We start from the raw sequence: 13,700 nt of genomic DNA, 5'->3' as shown, positions 1-13,700 counted from the left end.
CATGCCGAATAACGACAAACCCAGCCAGGAACGGTCAAATCGACATCTTGAAACCCGACATTCGCCGTCACTACCCGACGTTCAGCAATCGAGAGAAACTCAGGCTCCATAGTTTTTGACTATTTATTCAAAAACTGTTATCGTGATAGCCATGGCAAGGCCAAGAAGTTTTGATGAGCACCAGGTGCTCGCGCGGTGCGGCGAGATGTTCCACCGCCAAGGCTACGACGCGACTTCGGTCGACGATCTGGTCGCGGCCACAGGACTGAAGCGTGGCAGCCTCTACCAGGCCTTCGGCAGCAAACGGGGCGTGTTCCTCGCCGTTCTGCGCGGCGCGTTGCAGAGCACGCCGGATAGTGCGGCGCGGGAACGAATCGTATCCTCTCCCTCGAAGGCGACCGCCGCCGACACGACGACAACGAAGACCGAACACGCCGGCAAGGTTCCGGAATCGGACCTTCTCGAACAGGACAGTGACAACCAATCGCCCTCGGCACCACATCCCCCGAGCGACGCGTTCTGCGACGACGTCCTCACGCTTGTGGCCATCACCTGCCTGGAGCTGGCTCCGCACGACGCGAAGGCGCGGGACATCCTCGCGGACTGGCGTTCCCAGCTCAGCCAATCGCAACGCACACGGCTGACCGAAGCGCTTGGCCGGTCCTTGCTCAAGCGTGCTGAGATCGGCTCACCGTCAGCCTAAGACACGAAAACACAAACCATACGTACCGAAAGCACAACGACAACCACGAGAAGGGAACGAGAATATGTCCGAAAACAATGAGAAGGCAACGGCCACCATGGCAGACGGCGGCTCGACCGCTAAGACCGACACCGACAACACCGAAAGCCACGGCACGAACGCCGGCACGACGAAGGCGAGCAACACCGTGGCCATCGACGGCGCGACACTGACGGTGAGCGTCAACGGCCTCGACAAGCTCTGGTCGCTCACGGGTGGCATGAGGATACCGCTGACGCACGTGATGGGTGCGACCGTCGACCCCGGGATGAGCCTGGCCAAGCGCAAAGCGGTGCGCGCGCCCGGCCTGTCGGTGCCCGGCAAGCACGCGGGAACGTTCAGGTTCAAGGACGGCGACACCGAGTTCTGGAACGTCGCTCAACCCGAACAGCCGCTGGTCATCCAGCTGCGCGATGAGAAATACAGCCGGCTCGTGCTGGGCGTGGCCGACCCGCGCGGCACCGCCGACCTCATCAACGGCGCGATCAGCTGACAGCAAGCGGACCACAGCCGGAAAGAGAAACACCCCTCACGCCACGAATGAACGAGCCGCACACCACAACCGAACACAATTCAAACGGTTCAGCGACCGTAGTATGGTTTCATCCTCCTATGCGCACCAATGTACTTTTCATACAACGCCGAAGAATTGGCAGGATCAAGCTTGATGCCGCTGATTCTTGAGGGAACATATTCGCCTCTGCTCAGCGCCTTGGGATCGGGACCAGCGACAAGCGGCTCGTCCAATGGTTTGACGATGGTGTCGAACATTCGCTCAAGCAACGATAAGTCGTCGTCACGCATAGCGGCAATCGACGCCTGGTCGTTGAATTCCTTGGTCACAAGACCCCAATCAAAATGCCAGCCGGCATCATGGGCAATCAGCTCCCAGAAGAATCGTTGCGCTCTACCGTTGCCCTCGCGGAAAGGATGAAGGTCGTTGAGATTGTCGTAACTGACACTCAGTCGCTCGATGAACTTCCTACGATCCATGCCTTTGAACATGCCATCCTCGCGCAGTACAGACTCGACATATTGTGCACCGGTCTCAAGGACGCGACCGGCAGAAATGTCGAACCACCCTTGGATATATCCACCGTACGGAACTCGCCCGCCCATGGGTAAACTTCAGAGAACAATGACCGATGTATAAAACACAATTGACCGATGGTTCCGTCAGCCTGTAGTTGTTCTCTCCGCAATCCAGCACTGGAATAAGTAACAAGCATGCTCTCTGCATGCAGCAGATCATTCCGCGTTTTCGCCCCGGCCAGATTGACGAGTATATCTGTGCCATTCATAAGATACGGATCGGCAAACCCACCATTATCAGGCATGGGCTACCTCTCGGCGAACACGGTTCCTGACACGCTTGCCCCATTCCTCGAAATCAATATCGCCGAAAATATATTCCTTCGCATCGGCCATGAACTGCCCATCGACGTGCTGTCCCTCCATCTCCGTGGAATGTATGGCCTGATACACATCCTGAGCACGCTTCTCTACGATGGTCACAGCCAGCCTCCTAATGGACGATAGAACAATGGGGATTTTGATCAAATACTCAAAATCCCCATTTGAAAGCGGACAGAGCGAGATTCGAACTCGCGGAGGATTGCTCCTCAACGGTTTTCAAGACCGTCTCTTTCGACCGCTCAGACATCTGTCCATGTCGCGCCGACACATGCGTTTCGGCATGCAACGCAGCGCAACTCATGAATTATACCAACCGCCCGCAGACAGCCGAAGCACCAGCCCAAAAGTGGCGGAACCATCAAATGCGCCATAAACCCGCCGCTGACCGCAACCAAGCGGCTCAAAAATGGCGGAACCATGGAAAAGCGCCATAAACGAGCCGCTCAGCGATTGCCAGCGGCTTGTTTATGGCGCTTTCGGACGTCAGCTTTCAGGCTCAGGCCTCCCACTTGGTGGGCTCGATGACCTCGCGGCCGCCCATGTAGGGGCGCATGGCCTTCGGGATCTCGATGGAGCCGTCCTTCTGCTGATGGTTCTCGAGGATGGCGACGAGCCAGCGGGTGGTGGCCAGCGTGCCGTTGAGCGTGGAGACCGGACGGGTGGAGCCGTCCTCGCAGCGCTCGCGGATGTTCAGGCGACGGGCCTGATACTCGGTGCAGTTCGAGGTGGAGGTGAGCTCGCGGTAACGGCCCTGCGTGGGGACCCACGCCTCGTTGTCGAACTTGCGCGCGGCCGAGGAGCCGAGGTCGCCGGCGGCGGTGTCGATGGTGCGGTAGGGCACCTCGACCTTGGCCAGCATCTGCTCCTCCATGCCCAGCAGCTGCTGGTGCATCTCGCGGGAGTCCTCCTGCTTGCAGTAAACGAACATCTCCACTTTGTCGAACTGGTGGACGCGGATGATGCCGGAGGTGTCCTTGCCCGCGGCGCCGGCCTCGCGGCGGTAGCAGCTGGACCAGCCGGTGTACTTCAGCGGGCCGTCAGACAAATCAAGGATCTCGTTTTCGTGCATACCTGCGAGCGCCACCTCGGAGGTGCCCACCAGGTACTGCTCGTCGGGCTCACGCAGGCGGTAGATCTCATCGGCGTGCGAGTTGAGGAAGCCAGTGCCGGCCATGACCTCGGGGCGCACCAGCGTCGGGGTGATGGCGAGCGTGAAGCCGTTCTCCTCGGCCTGGTCGACGGCCATGGTGAGCATCGCGATCTGCATGCGGGCCACGGCGCCGCGCAGGAAGTAGAAGCGCGATCCGGAGACCTTGACGCCACGGCGCATGTCGATGCCGGCCACGCCGACACCCAGGGAAAGATGGTCCTTGGGCTCGAAGCCCTCGGCCTTGAAGTCGCGCGGCGTGCCGACCTTCTTGACGACCACGTAGTCATCCTCGCCGCCTTCGGGCGCCTCGGGCTCGACGATGTTGGAGAACTGCCACATGGCCTTGGTGTAGGCGGCCGAGGCGTCGTCGGAGGCCTTCTTGTATTCGGAGACCTTGCCGGCAAGCTCCTTGGTCTGCGCGATGAGCGCGGCCTTCTCGTCGGCCGGCGCCGAGGCGACCTTCTTGCCCATCGCCTTCTGGCTGGCGCGGGCCTCCTCGTACGACTTCAGCGCCGCACGGCGGGTCTCGTCCTGCCTGAGGACCTCGTCGACGAGCTCGACGGACTCGCCGCGCTTGCGCTGGGAGTCGCGCACCACGTCTGGATGTTCACGGATGAATTGGATATCTAGCATAGCTTCTAGCCTACTTTCCCAAAGGGACACCCATGGCCGCCGCGATAGCGCTTGCGAACCGGGCCGAATCCGGCCTTGTATGGCCTTTCCTCGATCCGGCACGCAAGTCCCGCGAACGGCGCATGGCGTCTCCCTCGATTACCTTTGCCTTGCAAAACTCTCGGCTCCTTCTTCCGGAACCCTTCCCGGTCACCCGACCGGGGATGCCGACCTTCCCGGCTCCGATGGCACCACCTGCCTTCCATGGGTTGACGGACACTCAGACGAACAGTTCCACGATGTTGTAGACGATGGCGCTCACCGCGACGAGGCCCACCACGAAGACGAACACATTGCTCGCCTTGCCGGAGTACTTCCTGAGCGCCGGCACCCGGTGGATGGCGTAGGTCGGCAGCAGCATCAGCACGAAGGCGATCAGCGGGCCGGCCATGGTCTCGAGCATGCCGATCACGGATGGATTGGCCCAGGCGATGAGCCAGCAGGCAAAGAACATGATGGCATTGACCGCGGCACGCAGCGCCTTTCTCGGGATGACGCGATGCCGGGTCTCGGCCACCTTGCGGATGATGCCGCCCAGCCCCTCCTCGGTGCCGAGGTAGTGGCCGAGGAACGCCTTGAAGATGCAGAAGAATGACGTGAGCGCGGCCACCCAGGAGATGGCGGGACTGTTGAGGACGTTGGCCAGGTAGCTGAGGATGGAGACGTTCTCTGCCTTGGCCATGGCCAGCCTCGCCGGGTCGAGGGCGAGGTCGCTGGAGACCACGAAGAACAGGACCACGGCGACCATCATCGGCTCGCCGACCCCGAGGATCTTGACGATCTTGCGTTCCGCGTATTCGGCGCCGTATTCCAGGCGCGCGTTGACGGTGAAGGAGGAGACGATCGCGGAATGGTCGAAGGTGAGCACGATGACGGGGATGAGCAGCCAGAGGTTCAGCGCCAGGGAACCGAGGTCGAGGCCGCCGCCGGTGCCCCGCGGATAGCTGGTGAGCATGGCCGGATTCCAACGCGGGATGAGGTAGAGTCCGAACAGCGCCAGCACCGCGATGACCGGCCAGGTCATCCAGCTCATCACCCGGGTCACCACGGTCGTGCCGCAGGTGACGATGAGGATGAGGACGCCGACGAGCACCAGGGAGAGCAGGCCGCGTGAGGGCGCGGGCATGTGCAGCTGGTTGACGATGAAGCTTTCGGCCGTGTTGGTGATGGAGATGGAATAGACCATGAGCAGCACGAAGGTCTGCGCGAAATAGATGAGGGTGAAGACCATGCCGAAGCCGAAACCGAAATGCTGCTCGACCGCATCGGTGATATCGTCGCCGGGGTTCCTTGCCGAAAGCACGAAGCGGCACATCGCACGGTGGGAATAATAGGCCAGGGGCAGGGCGATGACGATGGTGAGCAGCAGCCCAAGGGTCCCCACCCCGCCCACGTCGATCGGCAGGAACAGCACGCCCGCACCGATCGCCGTGCCGAACAGGCTCAGCATCCAGCGCACGTCCTGCCCGTGCCAGCTCATGGCATAGGCCTCGCTGACCTTCCGCTCCTCCGGCGCGTCGGGCCGCGCCCCGTGCGTTCGCGGTTCCGCCGCTCGTTGACGTCGCTTCGGCTGTTCCGGCCGTTCTCGTTGTTCTGGATATGGTGACATGATGCCGCTTTCTGATGGTTTGCTTTCGATACTGCGGGGAATCCGTTTCGATATGGATCACTGCCCGTATGGAGCAAGACATCACACGCATCACCGGGCAGAGGACTGCCGACACGGATGCGATATGGCGGTGTTAACGAAGTTCAGACGACGAACCCGAGATATCGCTGCTGACGGCAGTCGAAGACGACGATCGACGAGCCGAGCGCGAGACGTTCAAGGTTTGGGCAACACCGAGACGGCGCGCGGCCACCGCCGCGACGCCTGATTGCGTTGTCAAACCGAACATAGCGACAACCTTAACCGCAAACGGGGGAAAGGCAACCCCACCGACACATAGTGAGACGCGGCCCGTTGCGCAGAGCGAGGAGAGCGGCCCCACCGCGGCGCGGCAACGAGCGCAGGCGTCAGGACGGAACGCCGGGACGGGCGACCTGCGCCATGCCGGGAAAGCGTGACCGCACGCCTAAGAGGACCGGCGGCAAGGCCACCGACGCGTCCGCCTCACACGAACAGCGCGGCGATGTTGTAGAAGATGGCGCTGACCGCCACGAGGCCGACGAGCGTGATGAACACGTTGCTGGCTCGGCCGGCATACTTTTTGAGCGCGGGGATCCGGTGGATGCCGTACATCGGCAGCAGCAACAGGATGAAGGCGATCAGCGGTCCGGCCATCGTCTCGATCATGCTAATCACCGAGGGGTTGGCCCAGGCCACCATCCAGCAGGCGAGGAACATCACCACGTTGACTACCGGGCGCAGCACCCTGCGTTCGATGACGCGGTGGCGGATGTGGGCCACCTTGCGGATCACGCCGCCGAAGCCCTCCTCCACGCCGAGGTAGTGGCCGAGGAACGCCTTGAAGATGCAGATGAACGCGGTGATCGAGGCGATCCACGAGATGGCCGGGGTGTCGAGCACGTTGGCCAGGTAGCTGAGGATGGAGACGTTCTGCGCCTTGGCCCGAGCGAGGTCCGCGGGCGTGAGGGCGAGGTCGCCGCTGATCACGAAGAAGAGCACGACGGTGACCATAAGCGGCTCGCCGGCCTTGAGGATCGCCCCGACCTTGCGGTCCGCGAACCGGCCATAGCGCCGGCGCACGTTGACGGAGAAGGAGGAGACGATGGCGGAGTGGTCGAAGGTGAGCACGATGACCGGCACCAACAGCCACAGCCCGAGCGCCAGGGAACCGGCATCGAGCCCGCCGGACGCGTTCCTCGGGACGCTGGTGAGCATGGAGGCGTTCCAGTGGGGCACCAGGTAGAGCGCGAAGGCCACTAGCACGGCCAGCACCGGCCAGGTCAGCCAGCTCATCACGCGGGTGACCACCCCGGTGCCGCACGACACGATGAGGATCAAGGCGCCGACCAGCAGCAGCGAGAGCAGCGCACGCGGCGGGGCGTGCATGTGCAGCTGGTTGACGATGAAGCTTTCGGCCGTGTTGACGATGGAGACCGAGTACATCAGCAGGATGACCAGCACCTCCACGAAATAGACGACCGTGAAGGCCATGCCCGGCCCGAATCCGAAATGCTGCTCCACCACATCGGTGATGTCGTCGTCGGGGTCGCGCGCGGAGAGCACGAAGCGGCACATCGCCCGGTGCGCGAAATAAGCCAATGGATAGGCCATGGCCAGCATGAGCAGCAGGCCGATGACGCCGGTTCCGCCCACGTCGATCGGCAGGAAGAGCACGCCCGCGCCGATCGCCGTGCCGAAGAGGCTCAGCATCCAGCGCACGTCCTGGCCGTGCCATTTCATCGCGCGGGCCTCCCCGCCGTCGGCGCCATCGGCGGCGGCATCGGCCGCGCCCTTGGGGTTCACGCCGACTTTCACCTTCGCGTTCACGTTGTCCTTTACCTTGTTCACGTCGTCGTTCACGTCGTTGCCCGCGTTCTCATTGGCCGCGCGCAACGTCACCCGCGTTCCCTGCGTCCGGGCGCCGTCCGCCTGCCGCCGCATCGGGCGATTCTGTGGTGTCGTCATGGCAATGCCGCTTTTCCTTACCAAATCCATCGGTTCCGCCGCCTTCATCCTGCGCAACCCGCCCCGGTATGGCCACTTTCGAAACCGTCGGCCGATACGGGGCAAAACATCATATCTCACTGTGGGGCGGATCGAGGGGCCATGTGACTCAACGCACAGTACCGGCGCGATCCGCGCAAATCAATCGGAAATCATCGAAAAACATCGTGGGAGCGATCGTCCTATGCGCCCGCCGGCCTCAGCGACCCACGACGATGGCGCACGGCCGGAGGGCAATCGACGAGCCAGGCATGGCGGTGGCCATGGCGCTGGCTTCGGTCCTCATCTCGAACATGGTTGACAGTATAGGAAAACTTCACCGCCCGCGACAGCACGGCGACGAATAGTGAGACGCCGCCGAAGCGAACCGGCACGCCACCCCGGAACGCTTATACGCCAACGGAACGCGAAGCGACGACCGCAGCGGACAGACGTGTAAGATTCGTTCGTTTTTCTTCCTTTCCCAGACAACGGTCACCGTATCGCGCCACAATGTAACCATGTCTCGCACTGCGCTTATCGTCATCGCCGTCCTGCTCGCAGCATGTGTGCTCGTGGCCGCCGCGGCGTTGGCCTGGCGTGGCTGGAAACGCTGGCGCAGGGCCCGGAAACTCAGGGAACGCCATGGCGACCAGGTCCGTTACGCCTTCATCGTCAACCCCTCCAAGCCCCAGGCGCAGCGCGCGCGGCTCTACATCGAGCGCTTCTGCAAGCAGCATGGCATCGCCGACATCGAATTCATCGAGACGACGCTGGAGCGCGACGGACGGGTCTGCGCCCTCGAGGCCCTGGAGCACGGCGCCGACGTGCTGGTGGCCGTGGGCGGCGACGGCACGGTGCGCACGGTGGCGAGCGCCGTGGGCGGCACCGGCCACATCCTGGGCATCGTCCCCATCGGCACCGGCAACCTCTTCGCGCGCAACATGGGCATCCCGATCGACGACATCGAGGCGGCGCTGACGGTGGCGACCTCGCGCGGCGAGCGCCTGGTAGACATGGGCCGCATGGCGTTGCTCGACCGTCCCGCCGACGACCACGCCCACGCGTTCCTCATCATCGCGGGCATCGGCTTCGACGCCGACATGATCGACGACACCGACCCGCAGCTCAAGAACAACATCAGCTGGCTGGCCTATTTCGCCGGGGCCATGAAGCACCTCTTCGCGCCGAAGTACCGCGGCACGATCACCATCACCAGCGACGACGACACCGCCCGCACCATCACCAACGTGCATTTCCGCACCATGCTGGCCGGCAATTGCGGCCAGATCCCGATGTTCTCGCTGATGCCCGACGCCTCCTTCGACGACGGCCGGCTCGATTTCGAGATCATCGACACCTCCGGCGGCATCCTCGGCTGGGCGAACCTCTTCGGCGACGTGATGCACCAGACCATCACCGGCAAGGCACAGCAGAGCCCCATCTCCACCAACTCCACCATGGACCAGATCCAGGGCGTGAGCGCCGAGGTGCGCCTCGAGAAGCCGGCCCTGGCCGAGGTCGACGGCGACATGCTCGGCGAGTCCGACCACATCCGCTTCACCATCGAACCCAAGTCGCTGTGCGTGCGCGTGCCGTCGAAGGACGCCCTCGCCTAGTACCGGCCAAGCCGCATGCCCTACCCCGGCGAGCTAGTGCCGAAGGCGTACGCGACAGCCTTCCCGCGCTGCCCCTGCAGACAGTATTCACACAGTAACGCAAAAATAATGACAGCTGGATACCATAATCGTCACTATTGTCCCAATATCGCAAAAATACTGACGCGAGACAACGCCAACTGTCCATAAACCAACACTGTCGAAGGAAGCCCTCGCCCAACGCCACTCCAAACATCGCCGGTCACTTGGCGTATCCGGTGAGCTCGAGCCCGCCCTTGACGTATTCGCCCAGGTAGACCGCCTTCACCCCGTCGAAGCCGCGCCGCGCGACCTCGCCTTCCAGCCACTCCCTGTCGTGGCCGATGGCCTCGAGCACGTCGGCGTCGACCTGCCCGTCGACGACCAGCGGCAGGCGCAGCGTCTCGTCGCCGTAGCAGATGACGGTGAGCTGGCCGTTCTGCTCGAAGTAGGCCTTGAGCACCTTGGAGGTCTCGTAGACGCCCTGCGAGCGCAGCTTCAGCATCAGGTCGCTGGCCGAGACGCCGTTGCGCATGCAGGTGGCGACGTCCACCAAGCCATGCGAGATGAGCATGACCGGCCGGCCGTCGATGACGCGCTTGACCAGCCGGCTGTTCTCCTTGCCGACCTTGATGATCATGCACAGCAGCGTCCAGGTGACCAGCACGAAGACGAACTGGAGCACGCTGATCTGCTCGTTGTAGATCACGCCGCCGATGATGGCGCCGAGCACATAGTTCTGGATCTGGTCCATGGCGCTGGTGGGCGCGAGGTTGGACTTGCCGAAGAGGTTGATGTGGACGATCAGGAAGGCGATGCCCACGACGAGCTTGACGATGAGTGTGGTGCTGATGAGCATGATGGCTCCTTTTACTTGTTATGCCAATGAGCGTGAGACGGTGGCGCGGCCAATCGCCCCTTACCGAAGTGAGCATGGTCCTGCTGGAAATCGGACAGTCCTGCGAGTTTTCGTATGTTTTCGACCGCCGAAACGTACGTTTTCTAGCAGAATTGTCCGATTTCCAGCGGAAGGGAGCGGCGGCCTGCCGGCAGGCGCGTTCACCGCTCCTCCTTGACGTCGGTGAGCATGTGGGTCTCGGTGAGCTTGTAGGCGGTGTAGTCGGTGTTGAGGGTCACCGTGTAGAACTTGTCGCCGATCTTGACGATGACGTTCTGATTGAGGTATTTCGAGTTGACGAGCACGTCGCGCACGGGGACGTGGCGCTCGCGGGCGACATGGGTGACGAAGCCGACCATCTGCGTGGCCTTGGCGCTGGCGGTCTCGCTCTGCCGGTACTGCGTGTAGCCGCCGCCGAAGACCAGCGCCACCAGCAGCAGCGCGATGATGCCCAGGTCGCGGTATTTGGTCTTGAGACGATGGCGCAGGTAGAGCACGAAGAACGCGACGAACACCACGCACAGGCCGATGATGACGAAGAAGCGGACGTATTCGTTGATGCCGTGTTGGTTTTGCAGGTAATCGATGCCATAGAAGGTCATGGGCGCCCCGAACTGTAGGTTGATGGAATCCCTTTCGCCCCATCGTAGGGTTGGCGCGCCGGCCGCCGCGGCTTTGGCGCTCACAGGGGAATTTATATGACATTTCGAAACGCGCTGTCGGCAACCGGACCCGGCTCGGCGCCCCATGGCCCGCTCCCCTCGCTTCGCGTTTCCAACCGGACAACCGTCAGACGGCCGGGCGCTTCGGCACGGGGTACGTGGCACAATGGAGGCATGGTTGCTAATAATGCGGGCAAACCCGCCACACAGGATGATCTCATCGACGTCGACGAGGTGACGTCCAGATACTATGACGCCGTCCCGGACCCGGACGATCCGGCGCAGCGCGTCTCGTTCGGCACCTCCGGCCACCGCGGCTCGTCGCTCAAGACCTCGTTCAACGAGGCGCATATCGTCGCGATCAGCCAGGCCATCGCCGAATACCGCAAGAAGGCGGGCGTGACCGGGCCGCTCTACCTGGGCCGCGACACCCACGCGCTCTCCGGCCCCGCGATGAAAACCGCCATCGAAGTGCTCGTGGCCAACGACGTCACCGTGCGCATCGACTCGCGCGGCGACTTCGTACCCACCCCCGTCATCTCGCACGCCATCCTCACCCACAACCGCGCCGCCGATGGCTCGCAACGCTTCAAGGGCGAGGGACTGGCCGACGGCATCGTGGTGACCCCTTCGCACAACCCGCCCACCGACGGCGGTTTCAAGTACGATCCCGTCACCGGCGGCCCCGCCCCCGCCGAGGCGACCGAGGCCATCGCCAATCGCGCCAATGAGCTCTTGGGCCACTTCCGCGACGTCAAGCGCGTGCCGTACGAGGAGGCCATCAAGTCCCCGCTGGTCGAGCGCTTCGACTACCGCGACCACTATGTCTCCGACCTGGGCGACGTCATCGACTTCGACGCCATCCGCTCCTCCGGCGTGAGGCTCGGCATCGACCCGCTGGGCGGCGCGAGCGTCAACTATTGGCCGCTAATCAATGAAAAGTACGGACTTTCGATCGGCGTGGTGCGCCCCGAGGTCGACCCGACCTGGCGGTTCATGACCATCGACCACGACGGCAAGATCCGCATGGACCCCAGCTCGCAGTACGCGATGAAGGGCCTGGTCGACGAGCTCAACGCCGGGGCGTGGAGCAAGTACGACCTTGTGGGAGGCACCGACCCGGACGCCGACCGCCACGGCATCGTCTGCCCCGACTGGGGAGTCATGAACCCGAACCACTACCTCGCCGTGTGCATCGAGTACCTCTTCGGCGGCGCGCGCCCCGGCTGGCCCGAAGGCACCGGCGTCGGCAAGACGCTCGTCTCCTCCTCCCTGATCGACCGCGTGGCCGCCTCCATCGGTGCCAAGCTCGTCGAGGTGCCGGTCGGCTTCAAGTGGTTCGTCGATCCGCTCTTCACCGGCGAGGTCGCGTTCGGCGGCGAGGAGAGCAGCGGCATGAGCTTCCTGCGCCGCGACGGCCGCGTGTGGACCACCGACAAGGACGGCATCATCCCTGACCTGCTGGCCGCCGAGATCACCGCCAAGACCGGCAAGAACCCGGCGCAGCTGCATCAGGAGCAGGTGGCGAAATTCGGCGAGAGTTGGTACAGGCGCGTCGACACGTCCACCACGCTCGAGCAGAAGCGGAAGTTCGCGGGGCTCACCCCTGAGGCGGTCTCGGCCACCACCCTGGCCGGCGAGCCCATCACCGCCAAGCTCACCGAGGCGCCCGGCAACGGCGCCGCGCTCGGCGGCATCAAGGTGACCACGAAGAACAACTGGTTCGCCGCCCGCCCCTCCGGCACCGAGAACATCTACAAGATCTACGCCGAGTCGTTCGCCTCCCCCGAGGCACTCGACCAGGTGCTCGAAGAGGCCACCGACGTGGTCGACAAGGCGCTGGGAGCCTGATTCGTCGCCAAACGCAATAACGACAAAACGGACACGGTATCCCATCGGTATCGTGTCCGTTTCCCTATGTTCCGGCCGTCACCATCGTTTTCGCCGGCAGACCGTAGGCTGATGATTATGACAATTACGGTATCGACGGACGGCAGCGCGCTGGGCAACCCCAACGGGCCGATGGGATGGGCGTGGGCGGACCACGCGGCGAACGCGGCACGGACCACGGGCCACCAGCATGACGGTGACTCTGACGCGGGCGGCGCCACTAATGGCACCAACCAGATCGGCGAGCTGTGCGCGGTGCTCGAGGCGCTGCGGGCGCATCGCGGCTCGGAGGCACTGACCATCGAGACGGACTCGCAGTACGCCATCAACTGCTCGACCAAGTGGGTCAAGGGCTGGAAGAGGAACGGCTGGAAGAACTCGCAGAAGAAGCCGGTGAAGAACGCGCCGCTGATCAAGGCCATCGACGCCGAGATCGCCGGACGCGAGGGCCCGGTCACGTTCGTCTGGGTCAAGGGCCACAACGGCAACCCCGGCAACGAGAAGGTCGACGACCTTGCCCACACCTACTCCGGCGACGCGCGCAGCGGGGTCAAGGACGGCTATCTGCCGCTCGAGGGCTGGCAGTCGCTGCTCGCCTCCGCCTACGCGAAGGGCGTCGACATCCCCAGCGACGCGCGCCTGCTCATCGATGGCAAGATCACCGAGGAGCAGTATCATCTCGGGCGCGGCGCGCATTCCGGCGGCGATGACCTCGACGACGCGGACAACGGGGGCGATTCGAACAGCTCCGACGATCAGGGTGTTCAGGACGTTCAGAATGACCAGGGCCATGGCGATGAGGCCGAGAACGGCAGCCACAGCCACAAGCCGACGCTCGCCGAACGTCTGGCAGGCCCCGAAGGCGTGCCCGACTACGATTTCGGTGGGCGCAAGCCCGTCGTGGCCCACCACCGCGCCGCGGATGATGGCGGGTCCGCCAATGAGGCGTCGACGAACGATCTGGACGACGCGAACGACTCGCATGAATCAAATGGATTGAATGAATCGGAAACCCTCGAT

The 13,700-nt window shown here is 63.3% G+C and carries 11 protein-coding genes, 1 tRNA gene and 1 pseudogene; 5 read left to right on the top strand and 8 right to left on the bottom strand.

Annotated elements, in window-relative coordinates:
- Window positions 1-151 precede the first annotated feature (151 nt).
- Entirely contained in the window at window positions 152-703 is a 552-nt protein-coding gene (locus PT282_RS02225; protein ID WP_277167955.1) for a helix-turn-helix domain-containing protein, read from the top strand.
- 64 nt (window positions 704-767) lie between these two features.
- A complete protein-coding gene (locus PT282_RS02220) occupies window positions 768-1,235 on the top strand; it encodes a hypothetical protein (RefSeq protein WP_277167954.1) in 468 nt (155 codons plus the stop codon).
- Window positions 1,236-1,324: 89 nt separating this feature from the next.
- Here PT282_RS02220 and PT282_RS02215 read toward each other — a convergent pair whose 3' ends face one another.
- The 6 genes from PT282_RS02215 to PT282_RS02190 all read right to left on the bottom strand — a co-directional run bounded on the left by PT282_RS02215 (window position 1,325) and on the right by PT282_RS02190 (window position 7,575).
- Complete coding sequence (locus tag PT282_RS02215) at window positions 1,325-1,861, bottom strand: Fic family protein (RefSeq protein WP_277167953.1); 537 nt, start codon at window positions 1,859-1,861, stop codon at window positions 1,325-1,327.
- A 210-nt stretch (window positions 1,862-2,071) separates the two neighbouring features.
- Window positions 2,072-2,257, bottom strand: coding sequence for a hypothetical protein (locus tag PT282_RS02210; protein WP_277167952.1), 186 nt, complete (start codon window positions 2,255-2,257; stop codon window positions 2,072-2,074).
- Between the two features lie 69 nt (window positions 2,258-2,326).
- Window positions 2,327-2,411 (bottom strand) — tRNA-Ser (locus tag PT282_RS02205).
- 243 nt (window positions 2,412-2,654) lie between these two features.
- Entirely contained in the window at window positions 2,655-3,941 is a 1,287-nt protein-coding gene (gene serS, locus PT282_RS02200; protein WP_277167951.1) for a serine--tRNA ligase, read from the bottom strand.
- Between the two features lie 259 nt (window positions 3,942-4,200).
- Entirely contained in the window at window positions 4,201-5,460 is a 1,260-nt protein-coding gene (locus PT282_RS02195) for an aromatic amino acid transport family protein (RefSeq protein WP_277167950.1), read from the bottom strand.
- A 633-nt stretch (window positions 5,461-6,093) separates the two neighbouring features.
- On the bottom strand, window positions 6,094-7,575 hold the full coding sequence (locus PT282_RS02190) for a hypothetical protein (RefSeq protein ID WP_277167949.1): 1,482 nt from the start codon (window positions 7,573-7,575) through the stop codon (window positions 6,094-6,096).
- Window positions 7,576-8,114: 539 nt separating this feature from the next.
- Between PT282_RS02190 and PT282_RS02185 the strand changes: the two genes are divergently transcribed.
- Window positions 8,115-9,212 carry a diacylglycerol kinase family protein gene (locus PT282_RS02185; protein ID WP_277167948.1) on the top strand — a complete coding sequence of 366 codons (1,098 nt, stop codon included), beginning with the start codon at window positions 8,115-8,117 and terminating at the stop codon, window positions 9,210-9,212.
- 241 nt (window positions 9,213-9,453) lie between these two features.
- Here the strand turns inward: PT282_RS02185 and PT282_RS02180 are convergent, their stop codons facing one another.
- Window positions 9,454-10,089: a DUF421 domain-containing protein gene (locus PT282_RS02180; RefSeq protein WP_277167947.1), complete on the bottom strand. Its 636-nt coding sequence runs from the start codon at window positions 10,087-10,089 to the stop codon at window positions 9,454-9,456.
- A gap of 200 nt (window positions 10,090-10,289) precedes the next feature.
- Window positions 10,290-10,730 carry a DUF3290 domain-containing protein gene (locus PT282_RS02175; protein ID WP_277167946.1) on the bottom strand — a complete coding sequence of 147 codons (441 nt, stop codon included), beginning with the start codon at window positions 10,728-10,730 and terminating at the stop codon, window positions 10,290-10,292.
- A gap of 234 nt (window positions 10,731-10,964) precedes the next feature.
- On the opposite strand from PT282_RS02175, the gene pgm reads away from it, so the two are divergent.
- Complete coding sequence (gene pgm, locus PT282_RS02170) at window positions 10,965-12,641, top strand: phosphoglucomutase (alpha-D-glucose-1,6-bisphosphate-dependent) (RefSeq protein ID WP_277167945.1); 1,677 nt, start codon at window positions 10,965-10,967, stop codon at window positions 12,639-12,641.
- A gap of 117 nt (window positions 12,642-12,758) precedes the next feature.
- Window positions 12,759-13,371 (top strand): annotated as a pseudogene (locus tag PT282_RS02165) (ribonuclease H); the annotation flags it as partial.
- Window positions 13,372-13,700 lie beyond the last annotated feature (329 nt).

This window comes from Bifidobacterium sp. ESL0763 (genome assembly GCF_029433395.1).
In the GTDB taxonomy this organism is placed as follows: domain Bacteria; phylum Actinomycetota; class Actinomycetes; order Actinomycetales; family Bifidobacteriaceae; genus Bifidobacterium.
The sequence above is the reverse complement of the archived record's forward strand: the minus strand, read 5'-3'. Positions and strand labels throughout refer to the sequence as shown.